This window comes from Macromonas bipunctata, assembly GCF_002837135.1.
GTDB classification, from domain to species: domain Bacteria; phylum Pseudomonadota; class Gammaproteobacteria; order Burkholderiales; family Burkholderiaceae_C; genus Macromonas_A; species Macromonas_A bipunctata.
Map to the genome: position 1 here is coordinate 1 of NZ_NWBQ01000082.1, position 21674 is coordinate 21674.

Annotated in this window: 18 protein-coding genes; 13 read left to right on the top strand and 5 right to left on the bottom strand. The window is 62.4% G+C overall.

What is annotated here, in order from left to right; genetic code table 11:
- The first annotated feature begins 210 nt into the window (after positions 1 to 210).
- The 9 genes from gdhA (at position 211) to miaA (ending at position 10104) form a co-directional block, all read left to right on the top strand.
- Positions 211 to 1557, top strand: a complete 1347-nt coding sequence (gene gdhA / locus CON76_RS11435; protein ID WP_101103476.1) for an NADP-specific glutamate dehydrogenase — start codon at positions 211 to 213, stop codon at positions 1555 to 1557.
- A 108-nt stretch (positions 1558 to 1665) separates the two neighbouring features.
- Positions 1666 to 2577, top strand: coding sequence for a helix-turn-helix transcriptional regulator (locus CON76_RS11440; RefSeq protein ID WP_169929053.1), 912 nt, complete (start codon positions 1666 to 1668; stop codon positions 2575 to 2577).
- Positions 2578 to 2615: 38 nt separating this feature from the next.
- Complete coding sequence (locus tag CON76_RS11445; protein ID WP_145995438.1) at positions 2616 to 2975, top strand: hypothetical protein; 360 nt, start codon at positions 2616 to 2618, stop codon at positions 2973 to 2975.
- A gap of 134 nt (positions 2976 to 3109) precedes the next feature.
- On the top strand, positions 3110 to 3265 hold the full coding sequence (locus CON76_RS11450) for a hypothetical protein (protein ID WP_205758236.1): 156 nt from the start codon (positions 3110 to 3112) through the stop codon (positions 3263 to 3265).
- 96 nt (positions 3266 to 3361) lie between these two features.
- On the top strand, positions 3362 to 5776 hold the full coding sequence (locus CON76_RS11455; RefSeq protein ID WP_101103480.1) for a dynamin family protein: 2415 nt from the start codon (positions 3362 to 3364) through the stop codon (positions 5774 to 5776).
- Positions 5777 to 5782: 6 nt separating this feature from the next.
- Positions 5783 to 6703 (top strand): diguanylate cyclase regulator RdcB family protein, encoded by a 921-nt coding sequence (locus tag CON76_RS11460; protein ID WP_101103481.1) that lies wholly within the window; start codon positions 5783 to 5785, stop codon positions 6701 to 6703.
- Positions 6704 to 6721: 18 nt separating this feature from the next.
- Positions 6722 to 7795: a patatin-like phospholipase family protein gene (locus CON76_RS11465; protein ID WP_101103482.1), complete on the top strand. Its 1074-nt coding sequence runs from the start codon at positions 6722 to 6724 to the stop codon at positions 7793 to 7795.
- A gap of 48 nt (positions 7796 to 7843) precedes the next feature.
- Complete coding sequence (locus CON76_RS11470; protein WP_101103483.1) at positions 7844 to 9115, top strand: multidrug effflux MFS transporter; 1272 nt, start codon at positions 7844 to 7846, stop codon at positions 9113 to 9115.
- Positions 9112 to 10104, top strand: coding sequence for a tRNA (adenosine(37)-N6)-dimethylallyltransferase MiaA (gene miaA / locus CON76_RS11475; protein WP_101103484.1), 993 nt, complete (start codon positions 9112 to 9114; stop codon positions 10102 to 10104). The genes CON76_RS11470 and miaA overlap by 4 nt, the downstream gene beginning before the upstream one ends.
- Positions 10105 to 10129: 25 nt before the next feature.
- Here miaA and CON76_RS11480 read toward each other — a convergent pair whose 3' ends face one another.
- The 5 genes from CON76_RS11480 to CON76_RS11500 form a co-directional block, all read right to left on the bottom strand.
- A complete protein-coding gene (locus CON76_RS11480; protein ID WP_145995439.1) occupies positions 10130 to 10819 on the bottom strand; it encodes a hypothetical protein in 690 nt (229 codons plus the stop codon).
- An 83-nt stretch (positions 10820 to 10902) separates the two neighbouring features.
- The gene (locus CON76_RS11485) at positions 10903 to 11832 is read right to left on the bottom strand and encodes an electron transfer flavoprotein subunit alpha/FixB family protein (protein WP_101103486.1); all 930 of its coding nucleotides are present in this window, start codon (positions 11830 to 11832) and stop codon (positions 10903 to 10905) included.
- Positions 11833 to 11866: 34 nt separating this feature from the next.
- Positions 11867 to 12616 carry an electron transfer flavoprotein subunit beta/FixA family protein gene (locus CON76_RS11490; protein ID WP_101103498.1) on the bottom strand — a complete coding sequence of 250 codons (750 nt, stop codon included), beginning with the start codon at positions 12614 to 12616 and terminating at the stop codon, positions 11867 to 11869.
- A gap of 138 nt (positions 12617 to 12754) precedes the next feature.
- Positions 12755 to 14098, bottom strand: coding sequence for a mechanosensitive ion channel family protein (locus tag CON76_RS11495; protein WP_101103487.1), 1344 nt, complete (start codon positions 14096 to 14098; stop codon positions 12755 to 12757).
- Positions 14099 to 14159: 61 nt separating this feature from the next.
- Entirely contained in the window at positions 14160 to 15110 is a 951-nt protein-coding gene (locus tag CON76_RS11500) for a histone deacetylase family protein (RefSeq protein WP_101103488.1), read from the bottom strand.
- A 131-nt stretch (positions 15111 to 15241) separates the two neighbouring features.
- Here CON76_RS11500 and mltB point away from each other — a divergent pair, with 131 nt between their 5' ends.
- The 4 genes from mltB to CON76_RS11520 are packed head-to-tail and all read left to right on the top strand — an operon-like array spanning position 15242 to position 21668.
- Positions 15242 to 16525 carry a lytic murein transglycosylase B gene (mltB, locus tag CON76_RS11505; RefSeq protein ID WP_101103489.1) on the top strand — a complete coding sequence of 428 codons (1284 nt, stop codon included), beginning with the start codon at positions 15242 to 15244 and terminating at the stop codon, positions 16523 to 16525.
- Positions 16526 to 16564: 39 nt separating this feature from the next.
- Complete coding sequence (locus CON76_RS11510) at positions 16565 to 20308, top strand: PAS domain S-box protein (protein ID WP_101103490.1); 3744 nt, start codon at positions 16565 to 16567, stop codon at positions 20306 to 20308.
- Entirely contained in the window at positions 20305 to 21258 is a 954-nt protein-coding gene (locus CON76_RS11515; RefSeq protein WP_101103491.1) for a response regulator, read from the top strand. The genes CON76_RS11510 and CON76_RS11515 overlap by 4 nt, the downstream gene beginning before the upstream one ends.
- Positions 21240 to 21668, top strand: coding sequence for a diguanylate cyclase domain-containing protein (locus tag CON76_RS11520; RefSeq protein ID WP_169929055.1), 429 nt, complete (start codon positions 21240 to 21242; stop codon positions 21666 to 21668). The genes CON76_RS11515 and CON76_RS11520 overlap by 19 nt, the downstream gene beginning before the upstream one ends.
- Positions 21669 to 21674: the final 6 nt, after the last annotated feature.

Sequence of the window (21674 nt, forward strand, 5' to 3'; positions counted from 1 at the left end):
CAGTTGCAGGGTTTTGGTGGTGGTGTTCACGCCGACGATGATACGGGTCGGCTACACAAAAGACAACAGGCCGTCCCGGCCTGATCGCTCGAACCTCGGGCTGAACCCCGAGGCTTGCCGCTCAGTCTGGGTCATCAGGTTTTCCAACAGGTGCGCGCAACATGCGAAAATAGCGCCCCCATCAATTGACGCACTTTTTTGGAACCGCCGATGAAATACGCTTCCGTACACCAATTCCTGCAGCACGTGGCCGAACGCAACCCCGGCCAGCCTGAATTCCTGCAAGCCGTGACCGAAGTCATGGAGAGCCTGTGGCCCTTCATCGAAAAGCACCCCAAGTACGCCGAACAAGGCCTGCTGGACCGCCTCCTGGTCGAGCCTGAGCGTGTGGTCATGTTCCGCGTCAGCTGGGTGGACGACCAGGGCAACGTGCAAGTCAACCGGGGCTACCGCATCCAGCACAACATGGCCATCGGCCCGTACAAGGGTGGCATCCGCTTCCACCCGTCGGTCACGCTGTCGGTGCTCAAGTTCCTGGCCTTCGAGCAGACCTTCAAGAACGCGCTGACCACCCTGCCCATGGGCGGCGGCAAGGGCGGCTCCGACTTCGACCCCAAAGGCAAGAGCCCCGCTGAAGTGATGCGTTTCTGCCAGGCCTTTGTGTCGGAGCTGTTCCGCCACATCGGCAGCGACACCGACGTGCCGGCGGGCGACATCGGCGTGGGTGGCCGCGAAGTGGGCTACATGGCCGGCATGTACAAGAAGTTGTCCAACCGCGCCGACTGCGTGTTCACCGGCAAGGGCCTGAGCTTTGGCGGCTCGCTGATCCGCCCCGAAGCCACCGGCTACGGCACCGTGTACTTTGCCCAGGAAATGCTCAAGACCCGTGGCAAGTCGTTCAACGGCCTGCGAGTCAGTGTCTCGGGCTCGGGCAACGTGGCCCAGTACGCGGTCGAGAAAGCGATGGAACTCGGCGCCAAGGTCATCACCGTGTCCGACTCCAGCGGCACCATCATCGACGAAGACGGCTTCACGCCCGAGAAGCTGGCCATCCTGATGGACGTGAAAAACCACCACTATGGCCGCGTGAGCGACTACGCCGCGCGCACCGGTGTCAAGTTTGAAGCGGGCGTGCGCCCGTGGCACGTGCCGGTGGATGTGGCCCTGCCCTGCGCCACCCAAAACGAATTGGACGAGGCCGATGCCGCACTGCTCATCAAGAACGGCGTGATCTGCGTGGCCGAAGGCGCCAACATGCCCTCCACCATCGAAGCGGCCAAGGCGTTTGAAGCCGCTGGCGTGCTGTACGCGCCGGGCAAGGCCTCCAACGCCGGTGGCGTGGCCACCTCGGGCCTGGAAATGAGCCAGAACGCCGAGCGCATGTCGTGGCCGCGCGAGGAAGTGGACGCGCGCCTGCTGCAAATCATGCAAGGCATCCACGCCGCCTGCCTGCAACACGGCAAGCGCGCCGACGGCACCATCAGCTACATCGACGGGGCCAACGTGGCGGGCTTCGTCAAAGTGGCCGATGCGATGTTGGCGCAAGGCGTGATCTAAAAAATGGCCCTCTGGGGCCATTTTTTTTGCGCCATCGCCCCGCTGCGACACAACCTGTCGGAGGGTGCGTCTAAAGTGGGGGGCATCACCACTGCACCGTTTTTGCCGATGCCCACCACACCGCCCCCGCCCAACTCCAAAGGCGAAAAACTGGCCCAGCGCCTGTCGTACATTCTGGCTTTGCTGCACCAAGGCGACATGATCGACAAACGCCAACTGGCGCGCAGCTTTCAGGTGGATGTGCGCACCATCGAGCGCGACCTGAACGAACGCCTGTACGGCGTGGCCGAACGCAACACCGCCGGCCATTGGCAGTTGACCCACGCCGCCCGCAGCACCATTCCCACACGCCACTTGCACGCTTACGCCGATCTGGTGGGCACACAGCACCTGTTCCCCGACGGCAGCTTGCGTTTTTTGCTGGAACAACTGGACGTGCCAGAACCCCAGCGGGCCATGCAGGTACACCCGGTATCGGGCGAAGATTTGAACGGGCAAAACCTCCAGTTCACCCAGTTGCAAGCGGCCATACAAGCCCGGCACGAATGCCACTTTGTGTACAAAGACAAACCGCGCCACGCACAACCCTACCGGCTGATCCACAACAACGGCGTGTGGTACTTGGCGGCGGTAGAAGGTGGCTTGCTCAAAAACTTCAGCTTTACGCTGATACAAGGGCTGCAAGTGGACACACACAGCCACTTCATTACCGACCCAGCACACCAAGCGTACATCGACAACAAAGACGACATCTGGTTCACGCCCCAGACCACTGAAGTGCTGCTGCGGGTGTCGCCCGAGGTGGCGCGCTACTTTACGCGGCGCAACCAACTGCCCCAGCAACACAACCGCCCACAGGAAGACGGCTCGCTGCTGGTGAGCACCCAAATTAACCACACCCAACAACTGTTCCCCATAGTGCGCTACTGGCTGCCGCACGTGCGCATTGTGCAACCCACCGACTGGCACGAGGCCGTGCTGGACACGCTGCGGCAAGCCGTGGCGCAGTGGGAACAGTGACCCGTCGTACCAATCCCCACCACACCACCATCCCCACCATGATGAAAAAAACACCCCTTGCCCTGGCCGCCGCCCTGCTGGCCTGCACCGTTGCCGCCACCGCCCACGCCCAAACCACGGAAGAACCTGTGGAAGGCGTGCTGGAGAAAGGCCCAGCGTATTCCGCACTGTTTACGGTGAGCGAAGAATCGGGCGACTTGATCGGTTTTGCGTTCCACAACCAATCCAAGGCAGGCAAAACCATTTTGCAACACTGCCAGCCCAAAAAGCTGTGCCAAATCCGCTTGGCCCACACCCGCAACATGGAACCTTCGGACGCGCTGCAATTTGCCGACCGTCCTTCGGGCTGGTTCGAAATCACGCACGTGCAAGGTGTGCGCACCGCGCCCAGCCGCTGAGGACACCCACCAAGCGCCCACGTTGTTCTCTGGTACTATTTTTCAGCAAGCCTGCCCCACACACGCCCGCCGCCATGCCCATACGCCCCGCCCCCACCACTTACCAGTGCCCCATGTGCCACTGGACAAAAACCGTGGCCCCCGCCAGCGATGCGCTGATGCCCGGCGAATACTTCAGGGCTTGCCCCAAATGCGATTGCAAGGCGCTCGTCAGCCGCCCCGCCACGGCAGCAGAAACGATGCTGGCCAGAGCCCCATCACCGCTGAAAAAATTTCTGGGCCTTTTTTAAAGAAATGGAACGTGCAAACGTCATTTTTCAATATCAGAAAACAAAGCAACCATCACCGTTACTCCATCTCATTTGTCTTTTTTGAAAGCTCAATCTATGTCCATCACCATCCAAGACCTGCAAGCCGAGGCCATTCGCCTCATCGATCTTGAAATTAAGATTCTTCAACAAATGGAGGAGGCTCCAGGCGTATTGATTGACGACAGCCAACAAAAACAAACTTTTAATAAAGAATCAACCAAAAAAAGAATTGAAATTCTCGAAGGAGAAAGAAAAAAAGTTCAAAAGTTGGAAGCCGTCATCGCCGTGGTTGGCACTATGAAAGCGGGCAAGTCCACTACTATCAATGCCATTATAGGCAGCGAAATTTTACCCAATCGCGAGTTAGCGATGACAGCGATCCCAACATTGATACGTCACACAATAGGCCAAATAGAACCAATTTTAGAGTTTAATCACAAAACTCCGGTTGACAATTTATTATCGAAAATTATTAAATTTGCAAACGATAAAAAGAATGCATCGGCCATTGAGTATTTGAAAAAATCTCCGCTTACAAAAGAATCTATTTCATGGATATTAAACTCAACGAAAAGCAAGGATGATTACAAATCAAAATACACAGGAACCAATGAAATTTTTTCATTCTTAAAAAAATTAAACGACTTGGTTAGAATTTCAAAAGAAATAGGTATTGAGTTTCCATTCAATGAATACAAGGATATAGATAAAATTCCTGTTATCAACGTTGAATTCTTCTCTTTAAAAGAATTCAATCAAACACATGGACAACTCACATTATTGGACACCCCTGGCCCAGATGAATATGGACAAGAACATTTAAAGCCAATGTTACAAGATCAACTGCGAAAATCATCCGCAGTACTGACTGTACTTGATTACACTCATCTCAACTCTAATTCAAATGTAGATGTCAACAACGAAATAAAAGAAATTGCATCAATTGCTGAAAATCGTTTATATGCCATCCTTAATAAATTTGACAACAAAGATGCAAACAGCCAAAAACCAGAAGATATTATCAATTTTGTAGCAAATGATTTAATGGGCGGAATTATTCCCAAAAATCATATTTTTACTGTCTCTTCTAAATATGCTTACTTAGCAAACCGTGCACGTCATGAGTTAAGCAAGAATTCGCAACTACCAAACTATGAGAACGAAGATGGATCTTGGGTCGAAGATTTCGGCGACAAAGCATTCGGCTCACGTTGGAAAAAATATATTAATAATATTGCGGAAGTTAAAGATGTAGCAAACGAAATCTGGAAGAACTCATTATTCGACAATGTACTAAAAAATGTGATTGAAGCATCCCATAAAGAAGCCCCTCGGCTTGCCATTGCATCTGCAAGCAGTCAAATAAAATCTGTATCTACTGATTTAGGAAACTTTTTCTCTGTAATGACAGGATCTTTAACAAAAGATATTAAAGAACTTCAAGAGCAAGCTTCAGAACTAGATACACAAATCAAAAAAATTGAATCTACAAAAATCAATATCAGCAATCATTTAGAAAAAACCATTCATAATTTAGACCTACAAATCTCAAACAAAATAACAAATACTCGCAATGAACTTTTATCTGAAATAACCTCTCTTTTTAAGAAAGGAAAAGACATAGAGTCAGAAGAGTATGAAAAAGCGATAGCTATTTTGTCAAAAAAAAAGAGTCGAAAAAGCGGGCCATTAAATATCGTCGTAAAAGCCGTCGATGATTTGTTAAACAAGGACAAAGAAAAGATTTTATTTAAACCCAACGCATCCATCATTAGAATTGAAGACAAACAAAAAGCCGAAGAATTAATTAAAGAAATAAGCGAATCAATTTCTGGAAAAATTCAATTATCTGGAGTCTGGCTAAAAAACCAAGTTGCTTTATCTATTGAAAATCTCACCGATGAATTTTCAAATATTGTCGAAGAAGAACTCAAAAATACTATCAGCAATACCGAAAAATCGATGAATAAAAGTGGATTTTTCATTAAATTAACCCCACCAGAAATAGAAGAAGACTCTCTTATTTCAATAAAAATAAAGATATCCGATGTGAACATCAACAAAAAACAAGAAACTTACACATACGAAGCATGGGAAGGAGGCTGGTTTAACAACATCTTGAATAAAATCAACAGCAACTGGGGCTATACAACAAAAACTAGCACCAGAGATTATTTTGAGGTAGATATCAATTCAATTAGAAATAAAATCGAAAAAGGTATTGAACTTATATTTTCTCAAGTCAACACATCAGTTAGCCAATCCATAAAACAACCACTACAAGAAAGCTCAGAAGAATACTTCCAAAATCTGAAAGAACAAATTGAAAAGATACAAGAAGATATTCTTCAAAGCATGGAAAATAAAAGGAAAAGTGAAGACTATCAATCTTCACTTCTTACCAAATTAATTGAAATACAAAAACCGCTATTGGATCTATCTGCAGATTCTGAAGAACTTTCAAAAGCCATCAAAGAATACAAGCAGTAAAGCAACATGAGCCAAATTAAGACTGAATCAATAATTTGCAACACTGAAGTTTTTCAGACGTTGTCCTGCCTGCCTGAAAAATTTGTGGTGGACTTTGCCAATGGCATTGATGTGGTGCGCGACCACACCCGAACGCAAAGAAGCAGAACCGGGTTTTTCCAGCGTTTGTACGATGGTTTTTCTGGGCAAGGCACCAAACGCCAGCACGAGGTCAATGCCAGCTTGACCGATGGCGTAGAAGCCTCGCTCAAGTGGTTGAATGAACTGTCCACCTCGCTGGCAAAAACCAACTACTCCATTGTGCAGGTCAACCAGCGCGTGGCCATGATTCAAGACGCGCTCACCACGGTGGCCAACTATTCGGCTGACACACGCGAGCAATTGATCGAACTCTCCCACAACCTGGGCCGACGCTGCAACGCCTTGGAAGAGGAGATGAACCGCATCGACATGGTGCAACGCGCCAACGACCACATGGATCTGGTGTTTACCCGCTGGCAAGCGGGGCGTTTTCACGCCCTGTCGCCGTCTGGGCGGTGTTATGCGGCATTGGAAGAGTTGTGGTGGGGCAACTTTGGCGATTTTTACCGCCAAAGCACCGCTTCAGCACGCGCCGGACACGTGGAACGGTTGACCAACCGGGCCATTGTTCAAATGGCCGAAGATGCCAACACCAACCCCACCGCACGCAACAGCGCCAAAGAATGGTTGCTGTGCCCCAACGCCAACACCAGCGACACCCCCCAAGACATGATGCAGGCGCTGGAGTATTTGGGAGATTGGGCCATAGCAGACCACCAGCCGTTTGTTTACTCCGTGTCTTCGCTCACGGCCCATGCCGAACTGCCATTGACAATGCCCAGAATCTGCTCCGCCACCCGAATTGGCGAGGCTTTGGTGAACGAAGTTTTTGAACGAAGACAGTAAAAAGGGAGAACATCAACCATGAAAACAGGTCTTGTTTTATCGGGTGGCGGTGCCAAAGGTGCGTACCAAGTCGGTGTGCTCAAAGCGTTGGACGAAATGGGCATTGCCATCGACATGGTGTCGGGTGCCAGCATTGGGGCATTGAATGGTGCGGTGCTGGTTTCGTCACCTTCCATGAAAGAAGGCATTGCCAGAATGGAGAAAATTTGGTTGACCTTGGCCAAATTCCCCCCACTGGCCCCTAATGTGCCCGCTTATCTGTACTTTTTGGCGGCCAGTGGTTTAAGGCTCAACATAGGTGGGGTGCTTGGTGTTGCTTCACATTTGAAGAAATTTATACGCTACAAGCCTCCATCGTACATATCATCTTTCATCAACAGCCTTCTCCCCTTCCTTTCTGTCGAAAAAAGCCTGCTCTCAAGAAGCCCGCTCACAGACCTGATCAACGAGTATTTAAACCCAGAAATGATGCAAAAAGGGTTGCCCTTTTACATCTCTGTGTTCAAAAGCTCTGGCAACTTAGAGGATATTGCGTCGTTCATGATGGCAGAATTTGGCATCAAAGACTCACCACCGTCTGAATTCATTCAAATTCAGTCGTTACCACCCGAGGAGCAAAAAGAGGCCTTGTTGGCATCCGCAGCCATCCCCATTTTGTACGCACCCCCGCAAATCAACCACAGCGTTTACCACGATGGTGGCATGGGTGGGTGGCAAAAAATGCAGGGCAACACGCCCATTACCCCACTGCTGGAGGCTGGAGCCACAACCATCATCGTCACACACTTGTCAGACGGTTCATTGTGGAGCCGCCATGATTTCCCCAATGCAAACATCATTGAAATTCGTCCTCAATCCAAAATCCAGAGAAGCGGAGAAATCAGGGACATTCTTGGCTTCAATCAAGATAACATTCCCACTTGGATTGAACAAGGCTACACAGACACCCTGCATTGCGTAGGTCGGATTATGGAAGCCACCAAAACCAGATCGGGGCTTGTCGCATCTGAACAGGCGCTCAAAAACAGCCAAAATTCGTTCGAACAATTGGACAACCATCTGTTGGCCAGCTTGAAACGATTAACTCTGTAAAAAGTTACCTGTCTGCATACTGGAGCCGCATCTGCTACCCTAGCGGCCATGTCTGCCCCACCCGCCACACCACCCCACACCATGTCGCCCGGCCTGATTGTGCTGTTGCTCTCGCTGCTGCTGGGCATACAACCGGTGGCCACCGACTTGTACCTGCCCGCGCTGCCAGTGCTCACGCACGACCTGGGCGCCAGCATGGGCCAGGCGCAACTGACGCTGACCGCCATGCTGCTGGCCTTTGGCGTGTCGCAGCTGGTGTGGGGGCCGCTGTCCGACCGGTTTGGGCGCCGTCCCATTTTGCTGTGGGGCATGGCCAGCTACACGGTGGCCGCCGTGCTAGGCGTATTTGCCGCCAGCATCGAAACGCTGATTGTGTGGCGCACCGTGCAAGGGGCAGCCATGGGCGCTGCGGTGATGTGTGGCCGCGCCATGGTGCGCGATTTGTATCAGCCCACCGAAGGGGCGCGGGTGATGTCCAAGGCGCTTACCGGCCTGGGCGTGATTGCCTGCGCCAGCGCGCCGCTGGGCGGCATCGTCACCGAGCTGTGGGGCTGGCGCGTGACGCTGGCCGGGCTGGCGGTGTTCAGCGCCACCACACTGGTCCTGCTGGTGCTGCGCCTGCAAGAGACGGTGCCGCTGCGCAACCTGCACGCGCTGCAGCCCCGGGTGCTGTGGGGCACGTGGCGCCAGATCTTGCGCAGCCCCACGTTCTGGGCCTTTGCGCTGCTGACGGCGTGCAGCTACCTGGGGCTGTTCACGTTCCTGGCCGCGTCGTCGTTCGTGTTCATGGGCGTGCTGGGCCTGAGCAAGCCGCAGTACGGGCTGGTGATGCTGTTCATGACGGTGGCCTACATCGGGGGCACCTTTTTTTGCCGCCGTTTGCTGGCGCGTTGTGGCGTGCGCCGCAGTGTGGCCATCGGTGCGGGTTTCAGCGTAGCGGGTGGCACGCTCATGGGCGTGCTAGCCCTCAGCGGCCACCAAAGCGTGTGGGGCATCATAGGGCCGTTTTTGCTGTTCATGGTGGCGCACGGCATCCACCAGCCCTGTGGCCAGAGTGGCGCCGTGGCCCCGTTTCCGCACGCCGCCGGGGCGGCATCGGCATTGAGCGGGTTCATCATGATGGTGGTGGCGTTTGCGATGGGCAGTTGGATGGGCCAGCAGCTGGGCAGCGGCGCCGCGCCGTCCATCCTGCCGTTGACCAACGGCGTGTGGTTTGCCGGCACCCTGGTGGGCCTGGTTGGCTGGACGCTGGTACAGCGTTACGGCGAAGCCCGCCCCAGCCCACTGCGCGCCGCCGCCAGCGCCGCCGCCAAGCCATGATGAGCAACACCCCCTTTGCCACCCCGTGGCTGGCCATTGCCGGGCCCACCGCATCGGGCAAAACCGCGCTGGCACTGGCCATTGCACAACGCTGGCCTGCTGAGATCATCAGCGTCGATTCCGCGCTGGTGTTCCGGGGCATGGACATCGGCACCGCCAAACCCACGGCGGCGGAGCTGGCCGCCGTGCCGCACCACCTGATCGACATCCGCGACCCGCTGCACGCTTACAGTGCCGCCGAATTTGTGCGCGATGCCAGCGCGCTGGTGGCCGAGATCCAACTCCGGGGCCGCCTGCCGCTGCTGGTGGGGGGCACCATGCTCTACTTCAAGGCCCTGTTTGATGGGCTGGACGACATGCCCCCGGCACAACCTGAACTGCGCGCCGCCATCGAGGCCGAAGCCCTGGCGCAAGGCTGGCCCGCGCTGCACGCCCAGCTCGCCACGGTCGATGCCGCCACCGCCGCACGCCTGTCACCCAACGACAGCCAACGCATAGGGCGTGCGCTGGAGGTGTACCGTGCCACGGGGCGGCCCATTTCGGCATTTCAACAGCGCCACCAGCGCGCCCCGGACGCGCCGTTGCACATCAACGGCCAAGCGGGCGCATTGCTGTCGCTGGAGCCGCAACAGCGGGCCTGGCTGCACGAGCGCATTGCCCTACGCTTTGATGCCATGCTGGCCCAGAGTTTTGTGGACGAGGTGCAGGCCCTGCGCGCGCGTGGCGACTTGCACCCCGACCTGCCCAGCATGCGCTGTGTGGGCTACCGCCAGGCGTGGGAAGTACTGGATCGAACCCTGGCCGCAGGCCGCACCGGGCCAACGCCCGCCGAACAGGCGCAACTGCGCGACTTGGGCATTTTTTCCACCCGCCAACTGGCCAAGCGCCAACTGACGTGGCTGCGCAGCATGCCGCAACGCGACGTGCTGCCCTGCGACGCGCCCGACGCACTGGCCCAAGGGCTGGCGTGGGCGACGCAGCGGCTCTGAATCCTCGGCAGGTTTGGATCGAGGTTCAATCGCGGCCGCGCGGGCGGTCGCCGGAACGGTCGTGGTGGTCTGGGCGTGGCCCGCTGCCGTCGCGGGCACCACGGTCGCGCGGCGTGTCGCCACGGTTGCCATCGCGGTGCCACTGATTCTGATCCCGCTCCTGACGCGGCATGGCACCCCGTTCCGGGGCATGGCGCGGGTGGTCGTCGCGCCAGTGGCGCTGGTCGTGGTCGCGGTCCTTGTCACGGCCCCACGCAGGCGGGTCGGCGCGGCCAGGTCGGCCATCATGATCGTTGCGCCAGCCCGGGGGCGGCATCACCACGGCAGGCTGCACCACGGTGGGCGGACGGTAGGGGCGGTAGTGCTGCCACCACGGCTGGCGTTCGTCCACCTGCACAAAATGCACCGGCCTGCCGCAGGCCTGGTAGCTGCGGCAATAACGCTCCCAGTCGCTGCGCTCGTGCTGCGGCACGTGCAGGTACAGCGGCGGGCCCTGGTGGTACACCACCGGCCCCACCAGCATCGGGGTCACGTTCCACAACGGCGGCACCGGGTTGTTGCCAATCGCGATCTGGCCATAGACGCCGGGCGCAAACGCACCGCCCACCGTCACGTTGATATACGGCTGCGCCTGCACCGCAGTACACGCCCCCAGCAACACCACCGCTGCACCCAGCCCCGCCATGCGGGCACCACAAGTTTGAAACAGTTTCATGGCCGTAGCCCTCCTGTGGTGCCAATATACCCCCGAACCCGCGCCACGGCGTGCGCAACGCCGGTAAGGGATGTTGCAGGCGGTTACAGGGCGGCGATCAGCTCCGGCACGGCCTCGAACAAATCGGCTTGCAGCGCGTAGTCGGCCAGGGCGCAAATGGGGGCGTCGGGATCCTTGTTGATGGCGACGATGACCTTGGCGTCCTTGATGCCGGCCACGTGCTGGATGGCGCCCGAGATGCCGACCGCGATGTAGAGCTGCGGTGCCACCACTTTGCCGGTCTGGCCGACCTGCAGGTCGTTGGCGGCGTAACCGGCGTCCACGGCAGCGCGGCTGGCGCCCACGGCAGCGCCGAGCTTGTCGGCCAGCTGGGCCACCAGCTCGTTGAACTTTTCCGCCGAGCCCAGCGCGCGCCCGCCCGACACCACCACCTGGGCGGCGGTCAGCTCGGGGCGTTCGTTGCGGGCGATCTCGCTGCCCACGTGGCGGCTCTTGCCGCTGTCGGCCACGGCGGGCACGCTGTCCAGCGCGGCGGTGCCACCGCTGGCCGGGGCGGCGTCAAAGCTGGTGCCGCGCACGGTGATGACCTTGACCGCGTCGGCGCTTTGCACGGTGGCAATCGCATTGCCCGCGTAGATAGGGCGCTCGAAGGTGTCGGGGCTCACCACGCGGGTGATTTCGCTCACCTGGGCCACATCGAGCCTGGCCGCCACGCGCGGGGCCACGTTCTTGCCGCCCACGGTGGCGGGGAACAGGATGTGGCTGTAACCGGCGGCCAGCGCCAGCACCTGGGCGGCAAGGTTTTCGGCCAGGCCATGCGCCAGCGCGGGGCCGTCGGCGTGCAGCACCTTGCTCACGCCCGCAATCTGGCTGGCGGCTTGCGCGGCGGCGGCGGCGTTGTGGCCCGCCACCAGCACATGCACGTCCCCCCCGCAGGCGGCGGCGGTCACGGTGTTGAGGGTCACGGGCTTGAGGCTGGCGTGGTCGTGTTCGGCAATGACGAGAACGGTCATGTTCGGGGTTCCTGGATGGGGTTGGGACGGGGCTTCACAGCACCTTGGCTTCGTTCTTGAGCTTGTCCACCAATTCGGCCACGCTGGCCACCTTGACACCGGCCTTGCGCGCGGGCGGCTCGCTGACCTTGAGCGTGGCCAGGCGCGGGGCCACGTCCACGCCCAGATCGGCGGGGCTGGTGCGGTCGATGGGCTTTTTCTTGGCCTTCATGATGTTGGGCATGGTGACGTAGCGCGGCTCGTTCAAGCGCAGGTCGGTGGTGACGATGGCGGGCAGCGCCAGCGCCAGCGTCTCCTGGCCGCCATCGACTTCGCGCGTGGCCACCAGCTGGCCGTCGGCCAGCTCGACCTTGCTGACGAAAGTGGCCTGCGGCGCATCCATCAGCGCGGCCAGCATCTGGCCGGTCTGGTTGGCGTCGTCGTCGATGGCCTGCTTGCCCAGGATCACCAGGCTGGGCTGTTCCTTGTCCACCAGGGCCTTGAGCAGCTTGGCCACCGCCAGCGGTTGCAGTTCGGCGTCGGTCTCCACCAGGATGGCGCGGTCGGCGCCAATGGTGAGCGCACTGCGCAGCACGTCCTGGCACAGCGCGGTGCCGCACGAGACGGCCACCACCTCGGTGGCCACGCCTTTTTCCTTCAGGCGCACAGCCTCTTCCACCGCGATCTCGTCAAAGGCGTTCATGCTCATCTTGACGTTGGCGATGTCCACACCCGTCTGGTCGGCCTTGACACGGACCTGGACGTTGTAGTCCACCACACGTTTGACGGGGACTAAAATCTTCATGGGTTGCTCCTGAGGGGGTGAGTGGTTGACGGGGCACAGCCCGACCGCACGGACGGCGCTGGCAAACGGCAAGAACGGTGGCAGGCCAAGCCCGCGCTCAACCCGGCATTTTAGCGGGGGGCCATGCCCCGCACCGTGTCAGGGCAGCTTGGCCGCACCGGGCGCCGGGGCCAGCGGCGGTACGGCAGCGGGTTCGTCGTGCGTCACGTGCATCACGCGCTGCGGGAACGGGATCTCGATGCCATGCGCGCGGAACGACGCCAGAATGTCCTTGTTGATGGCCGAGCGCAGGCCCAGCACGCCCTTGTCGGGATCATCGATCCAGTAGCTCAGGGTGAATTCCAGCCCGTCGGCACCAAAGGCCGACAACGCCGCCGACGGCCCCGGCTCGGCCAGCACGCGCGGCTGGCGTTGCGCGGCCTCCAGCAGCAGGCGGCTCACCTGCTCGACGTCGCTGTCGTAGCCCACGCTGACGACGGTGGACTGCGACACGCGCGGGTCGGCAAGCGACAGGCTTTCGACGCGCTGCGTCAGCAGCATCTCGTTGGGCACGATGGCCTCGCGGCCATTGAGCGCGCGCACCACGGTAAAGCGGGCCTTGATGTCGCTGATGGAGCCCTCGAAGTTGTCCACCCGCACCACGTCGCCAATGCGCACGCTGCGTTCGGTCAGGATCACGAAGCCGCTGACGTAGTTGGCGGCCAATTTTTGCAGGCCAAAGCCGATGCCCACGCCAATCGCGCCCCCCAGCACCGAGAACACGCGCAAGTCGATGCCCACCGCCGACAGCGCCATCATCAGGCCCACGAACATCAGCAGCGCGCGCGTGGCGTTGCTCACGGCCTTGCGCAGCGACAGCTCGCTGCCGGTGGCCGCTCGCAGCAGCCGCGCCTCGATGGCGGACGAGATCCACAGTGTAACGATGAGCACCGCACCGGCGGTCAGCGCGCCTTCGATCATGGTGCGCACCGACAGCGTGCTGCCACCCACTTTCCAAGTGATCTGCTCCAGCTCGGCCAGCACCACCGGCAGCAGGCCACTGACCCACAGCACCATGCAGCCCCAGGCGATCCAGGAGATGGTGCGCTCGATGGGCGGCAGCCAGGCGGCGTCGCGGAACGCCACCTGCAGCACCTTCACGCCCACGCGGATCACCACCAGCGACACCAGCACCGGAATGGCGACCCGGAACACCGCCAGCGGCATGTGGGCCAGCAGCGCAGCGTGGGCGCTGTAGGCGCTGGCCAGCAGCAGGGTCGGGAACAGCACGCCATCGACCAGGCTGCGGCCAAACCAGATCGACTGCTCCACCTGACGGGGCGCAAAGGCGCGGCGCAGCCCCGCCACCGCGCCCCAGGCCAGCAGCGCGCAGGCCAGCAGCACGCCCAGCTCGACCAGGGTGCGGGGTTGCAGCAGGACTTGCACCCAGTCGGACAAATCGTCCGCCGGGGCGGCCATGGGTACGTCGTACAGGGAATTCATGGTCGGGGTGACAACGGGCAAAGGCGCAAGCTTGCCACAAAAACCGCCACGCCCGCGGCGCTCACAGGTCGGCCAGCACGCGCACGTGGGCTTCGACGCTGCGCGCCAGCGCGCTCAGGTCGTAGCCGCCCTCCAGGCAGCTGACGATGCGTCCCTGGGCGTGGCGCTGCGCCACGTCCTTGAGCTGCTGCGTCATCCAGGCGTAGTCGGCCTCCACCAGGCCGAGCTGGCCCATGTCGTCCTCGCGGTGGGCGTCAAAGCCGGCGCTGATGAAGACCAGCTCCGGGCGGTGCGCCTCCAGCCGGGGCAGCCAGTGTTCGGTGACGAGTTCGCGGATCTGCGCGCCCTTGGTGTAGGCGGGCACGGGCACGTTGACGAGGTTGGGCGCCTCGCGGATGTCGCCCTCGGGGTAGAACGGGTGCTGGTAGAAGCTGCACATCAAAATGCGCTCATCCCCGGCCACGATGTCCTCGGTGCCGTTGCCGTGGTGGACGTCAAAGTCGATGATGGCCACGCGCTGCAGGTTGTGGCGCTCCAGCGCGTACTTGGCGGCAATGGCCACGTTGCTCAGGAAGCAAAAACCCATGGCCTGCTTGCGCGTGGCGTGGTGGCCGGGCGGGCGGGTGGCGCAAAAGGCGTTGGCAATCTCGCCCTCCAGCACGGCGTCGGTGGCGTCGATGGCAGCACCCGCCGACAGCAGCGCCGCCTGCCAGGTGTGTTCGCACATCGAGGTGTCGGGGTCGAGCTGGACGTGGGTCGGGCCACCGGCGCGGATGTCGTCGGCCAGCTGGGCGCTCAGGCCGCGCAGCGAGGCGATGTACATGCGGTCGTGCGCCAGCTCCAGCTCCGCCACCGAGGCCGGGTTGGGCTCGCGCCGGTCCAGCGCGTCGCTCACGCCGGTGATGAGCAGGCGATCCTCGATCACGTCCAGGCGCTGCGGGGCTTCGGGGTGGCCGCGGCCCATGTCGTGCTTGCGGCACAGGCGGTGGGTGTAGTAACCGGTGGGCTTCATGTCGTTGTCTTCCTTGCTTGTTTTTTGGGTTAAGGTTGCAATAACTTACCAATGTATGCGCTGCAACCGACAGTCTGCTTACTGCCACGCCAGCTTATCACGCACCCTGCCCTCATCCCACCGCCCCACGCATGACCACCTCCACCCCCCGCGCCGCTGCTGGCGTTGTTGCCCACGTTGCCAACACCCCATTGCCACCACTGGTAGCCCATGCCGACCCTATACCCACAGGCCCGCGCCAGCGCCGCACGGGGTGGGCGGGTGCCGGGTTGCTGACGGCGCTGGGCCTATTGGCCGCGTGCAGCCACACGCCCGCGCCGGTAGCGCCACCAGAGGCCAGCGGCACGGTGGTGCAAGCACCGGCCACAACCGCCGCCAGCGCCAGCCCAGCCGCGCCCGCAGCCCCCGCCGCTGAACCCGACGACGCGGTGCGCGCAGCCACCGACCGCGCCAGCTTTGCCCGCGCCATCGTGGCCCGCCACGGGCTGGACGCCGACTGGGTGCAGCACACCTTGGCCCAAGCGCAAACCCTGCCGCGCGTGGCGCAGCTGATGCAGCCCGCACCGCGCGCCAGCGCCAAGAACTGGCACGCCTACCGCGCCCGCTTTGTGGAGCCAGTGCGCATTGCGGCGGGCGCCAGGTTCTGGCAACAGCACCGCGCCACGCTGGCACGCGCCGAGGCCCAGTACGGCGTGCCCGCCAGCGTGGTGGTCGGCATTATTGGCGTGGAGACGCTGTACGGCCGCCACACTGGCAACTTCCGCGTGCTGGACGCGCTGGTGACACTGGCTTTCGACTTTCCGGCCAGCCACCCACGCGCCGCCGAGCGCAGCGCCTACTTCCGCGGCGAGCTGGAGCAGTTCCTGCTGATGAGCCAGCGCAGCGGCACCGACCCCGCCAGCTGGCGCGGCAGCTACGCCGGGGCCATCGGGCTGCCGCAGTTCATGCCCGGCAGCTGGGCCAAGTTTGCGGTGGACTTTGACGGCGATGGCCGCATCGACCTGCGCGCCAGCCCGGCCGACGCCATCGGCTCGGTGGCGCATTACCTGCACGCCTTTGGCTGGCAACGCGGCCAGCCCACGCATTACCCGGTGCAACACCTGCCCACCAACGCCCAGGCGCTCGACGCCCTGCTGGCGCCCGACATCCTGCCCACCTTCAGCGCGCAACGCCTGCAGCAGCTGGGCGTGGGCCTGGACGCGGCGGCGCAGCAGCACCCCGGCCCGCTGGCCCTGGTGGAGCTGCACAACGGCGACACCGCCCAGGGCGGCAGCGCGCCCAGCCACGTGCTGGGCACCCAGAACTTCTACGCCATCACGCGCTACAACTGGAGCAGCTACTACGCGCTGGCGGTGCTGGAGCTGGGCCAGGCGGTGCAGGCCCGGCTGCAGGCCGCGCCGTCCGCAACGCCATAATCGTGCCGTTGCCCCACGCCCAACCCTGCGCCATTGCCCATGCTCCACGCCCCGCCCGCCTATTCCGATCACGGCACACCGCACGCCACCCCCGCCGGCACGGGCCTGCCCGCGTGGTTGCTGCACTTGGCGGGTGCGCTGCTGGTGTGCCTGCTGATCGCGGTGCTGACCGGCGTCTCGCTGTGGCAAGAGGGCCAGCGCCAGCAGGAACGCGCCACCACCACCACGCGCTACGACGCCGAACTGCTGGCCCAGCACATCGAGCAGGTGTTTGACCAGGCCGCTGTCACGCTCAACGCGGTCGAGTTTACCTACATGCACGACCGCAGACAGGGCACGCTGGATGCGACGCAGTTCAAGGACTACCTGGAGCACCTGCTGCAGGCCGCGCCCACCTTCCTGCACATCCGCGTCATGGACGAGGACGGCTACGTGCGCCACGCCACGGGCGCCCCGCTGCCCGCCCACCTCAACCTGGCCGACCGCGACTACTTTGTGCGCACCAAGGCCCAGGTCGCCAGCAGCGACCCGGCGCTGATCTTTTCCGGCCCCATCTTCACCCGCGTCTCGCAGCAGTGGGTGGTGGTGATTGCCAAGCGGCTGCAACACCGCGACGGCAGCTTTGCGGGCGTGGCCTTCATCAACCTGCACACGCGCTACTTCCAGCGCATCTTCTCCAGCGTCAACATCGGCCCCAACGGCGTGGCGGTGCTGCGCGACAGCGGCATGGCGCAGGTCTACCGCTACCCCGACAGCAACGCACCCCACCTGGCGCCCGGCAACACGCGGGTGTCGCAAGCCCTGCGCCAGGCGCTGCAGACCAGCCCCGAGCGCGGCAGCTACCTCGCGCCGTCCGGGGCCGACCAGGTGCAGCGCCAGTACGCCTACCAGCGGGTGGGCAGCTACCCGTTCTACGTGCTGGTGGGCCAGGCCACCACCGACTACCTGGGGCACTGGGGCGAGGACACCCGCATGCTGTTCGCCTTCAGCGGCCTGATGATGCTGCTGACCGGCGCGGGCACGGCCTACATCTACCGCCTGACGCAGCAGCGCCACCGCCAGCAGGCCGGGCGCCAGGCCGCGCTGCTGTTCGAGGCCTCGCCGCTGGCCATGCTGCTGGTCAACGCCCAGAACGTGGTGCAGCAGGCCAACGACGCCGCCGCGCGCCTGTTTGGCCACCCGCGCGCGGCGCTGCACCAGCTGCCAGGTGCCCAGCTGGTGGCCCCGGCGGCACTGCGCCAGCAGCAAGAGATCGCACGCCAGGTGTTCGGCCCCGACGCTGGCCCGGGCACGCTGCAGCACGTCGAAACCATAGGCCAGCGCGCCGACGGCAGCGAATTCCCGCTGCAAGCGGCGCTGTCGCGGCTGGTCATCAACGGCGAGCCCCACGTCATCCTGGTGCTGGAAGACCTGACCGAGCGCCAGCGCGCCGAACGCCAGCTGCGCCAGCTCGCGCAGCTGCAAAGCGCCATCCTCGACCACACCAGCTACGGCATCATCGCCACCGACCCGCAAGGCCTCATCACCCTGTTCAACCCGGCGGCCGAGCGGCTGCTGGGCTACCGCGCCGACGAGGTGGTGGGCCGGCACACGCCAGCGCTGTTCCGCCAAAGCAGCGAGCACTACAACTTTGCCAGCCTGGTCATGCACATGCGTCCGGGCGAGACCGTGGTGGGCGAGGCCGTGTACCACCGCCGCGACGGCAGCAGCTTTACCGCGCTGCGCACGGTGTCGGCGCTGCTCGACGAGCACGGCCACATCAACGGCTACCTGGGCACGCTGCAGGACGTGACGGAGCGCCAGCGCGCCGAGCGGCTCATCGAGTCCACCCTGCACCGGCTGCAGCTGGCCACGCAGGTGGCGCAGATCGCGGTCTGGAGCTGGGACCTGGCCACGAACCGGCTGCACTGGGACGAGCTGCTGCTGCGCTGGTGCCCGCCCCCGGCCGAGATGCGCGAGCAAGGCATCACCTACGAGTGGTGGTGCCAGCAAGTCCACCCCGACGACTTGGCCGGGCTCCATGCCCAGCTGCAGCACAGCGTGCGCAGCGGCGAGCCCGGGCGTGCGGTGTTCCGCGTGGTGCAGGCCGACGGCCAGCCGCACTGGCACGAGGCGCTGTGGCGCGCGGAGTACGACCCCCAGGGCCAGCCGCTGCAGGTGGTGGGCGTCAACCGCGACATCACCGACCAGCGCGCCTACGACGACGCCCTGCGCACCGCCAAGGAGGCCGCCGACGCCGCCAACCAGTCCAAGGGCAACTTCCTGGCCAACATGAGCCACGAGATCCGCACGCCCATGAACGCCATCATCGGCCTGACCGCGCTGGCCCTGGACACCGAGCTCACGCCGCGCCAGCGCGACTACATGGACAAGGTCTACCGCTCGGGCAAGAGCCTGCTGCAGCTGCTCAACGACATCCTGGACTACTCCAAGATCGAGGCCGGGCAGCTCCAGCTCGAACAGGCGGCGTTCGACATTGCCGACACCGTCAGCGAGGTGTTCGAGCTGTTTGCGCAGCAGCTGCACGACAAGCACCTGGCCTGGCACACCGAGCTCGACCCCGCGCTGCCGCACCAGTTGGTGGGCGACAGCCTGCGGCTCAAGCAAGTGCTCATCAACCTGGTGAGCAACGCCATCAAGTTCACGCGCCACGGCAGCGTGCGGCTGCAGGTGCAGCTGCAGGCGCGCAGCGCGCACCACGTCACACTGTGCTGCCAGGTCATCGACACCGGCATTGGCATGGCGCCCGAGCAGGCCGCACGCCTGTTTGTGCCCTTCACGCAGGCCGACAGCTCCATCTCGCGCCAGTACGGCGGCACGGGGCTGGGCCTGTCCATCGTGCGCCGCCTGGTGCGGCTGATGGACGGCGAGGTCTCGGTACACAGCACGGCCGGGCAAGGCAGCACCTTCAGCTTCACCGCCGTGCTGGGCACGGTGCCAGGGGGCCTGGACAGCGGCGTGCTGGACCACGCCAGCGCAGCGCCAACGCCGGGCCCGACACCAGCGCCCGGCAGCGGCTACACCCGCTGGGAGCAGCTGGCCCCGCTGGCGGCACCGCTGCAGGGCCGCCACGTGCTGGTGGTGGACGACAACAGCAGCAACCGCACCCTGGCCTACGAGGTGCTGCTGCGCCTGGGCCTGCGCGCCACCTGTGCCAGCAGCGGCGCGCAGGCGCTGGAGCTGGCGCAGCAGCAGCGTTTTGCTGCCGTGCTGATGGATCTGCAAATGCCCGACATGGACGGCTTCGAGACCACGCGCCAGCTGCGCACCCTGCTGGGCGACGCCTGCCCGCCCGTGCTGGCCCTGACCGCCTCCGTGATGCCGCACGAGCGCAGCGCCAGCCTGGCCGCTGGCATGGTCACGCAAATCAACAAGCCCTTCACGCCGCACGACCTGCTGCAGGAGCTGCTGCACTGGATTGCCCCCGCCGCCCCCACGCCCGCCCCGCAGCCACTGGCGGCGAGCGATCTGGCCCAGCTGGCGCCGCTGCTGGCCGAGCTGGCCCAGTTGCTCAAGGGCAAGCGCCTGGCGGCCAAGCGCGTCAACGAAGGCATCGAGCTGCTGCTGCAACCCAGCACGCTGGCCAGCGCCTACGCGCCGGTGGCCGCCGCCGTGCGCCAGCTGCGGTTTACCGAAGCCCTGGCCGCACTGCAACAATTTGAGCAAGACCGCCTGCCTGGCAGCGGCGGGCCGGCACCGGCAACGGCAGCAACGCCAACCCCCATGCCTGCGCCCACCCCAGAACCAGAAGCGGAACCGCCCCCGCAAGGAGCCCAGACTTGAACCCCACCCCCCGCCCCCAAGTGCTCATCGTGGACGACCAGCCCGACAACGTCGAAGTGCTGGGCGAAGCCCTGGCCGAGCTGTGCGACATCAGCTTTGCCCTCTCGGGCCCCGAGGCGCTGGCCCAGCTGCAGGACGCCACGCCCGACCTGATCCTGCTCGACGTGATGATGCCCGGCATGGACGGCTACGCGGTGATGCAGGCGCTGCGCCAGCACCCGCGCGCCAGCCAGGTGCCGGTGATCTTCGTCACCGCGCACACCGGCATCGACAGCGAGCTGCGCGCGCTGGGCGCCGGGGCGGTCGACTTCATCCACAAGCCCATCCACCCCGCCGTGGTGGAGGCGCGGGTGCGCACCCAGCTCAACACCCTGGCCCAACAGCGCCAGCTGCAGGCGCTCAACCAGACGCTGCAGGACAAGCTGGCCGAGCTGCACCGCGCACACGAGGAAGTGCTGATCTTTCGCACCGCCATCGAGCAAAGCCCGGTCTCGGTGATGGTGACCGACACCGAAAGCACCATCCGCTACATCAACCCGCAGTACGAGCGCGTCTCGGGCTACAGCGCGCAAGAGACGCTGGGCCGGCGGCCCTCGCTGTTCAAGTCGGGCCTGACCGACCCCGGGGTGTACCGCGACATGTGGCAAACCCTGGGGCGGCGCGAGTGCTGGCTGGGCGAACTCATCAACCGCAGCAAGAGCGGCGGCGTGTACACCGAAGAAGCGCACATCGCGCCCGTGCTCAACCCCGAGGGGCGGACCACGCACTACGTGGCCATCAAGCTCGACATCACCGAACGCAAGCGCGCGCAAGACCAGCTCAGCCACCTGGCCCACTTTGATGCGCTGACCGACCTGCCCAACCGCCAGCTGTTCTTCGACCGTTTGGCGCAGGCGCTGGCACAAGCGCAGCGCAGCGCAACACGCACCTGGTGGGGCTGCTGTTCATAGACCTCGACAAGTTCAAGCCCATCAACGACACGCACGGCCACGGCGTGGGCGACGTGGTGCTGCAGACAGTGGCACGGCGCATCGAGGGCTGCCTGCGCGCCTCCGACACCGTGGGCCGCATCGGCGGCGACGAGTTCGTGGTGCTGCTGCCCCAGCTGCAGCAGCCCGCCGAGGCGCTGCAGGTGGCCGAGAAGATCCGCCTGGCGCTGGAGCAGCCCATGCCCGTCGGCGCCCTGACGCTGGCGGTGTCGGCCTGCATCGGCGTGGCGCTGTACCCGCAGCACGGCCACGACACCACCGAACTGGCCAAGAACGCCGACACCGCCATGTACCAGGCCAAGGTGGCCGGGCGCAACCAGGCGGTGCTGTTCGATGCCAGCCTGCCCGCCGCGCCAGCGCCGCAGCACTGAAGCCCA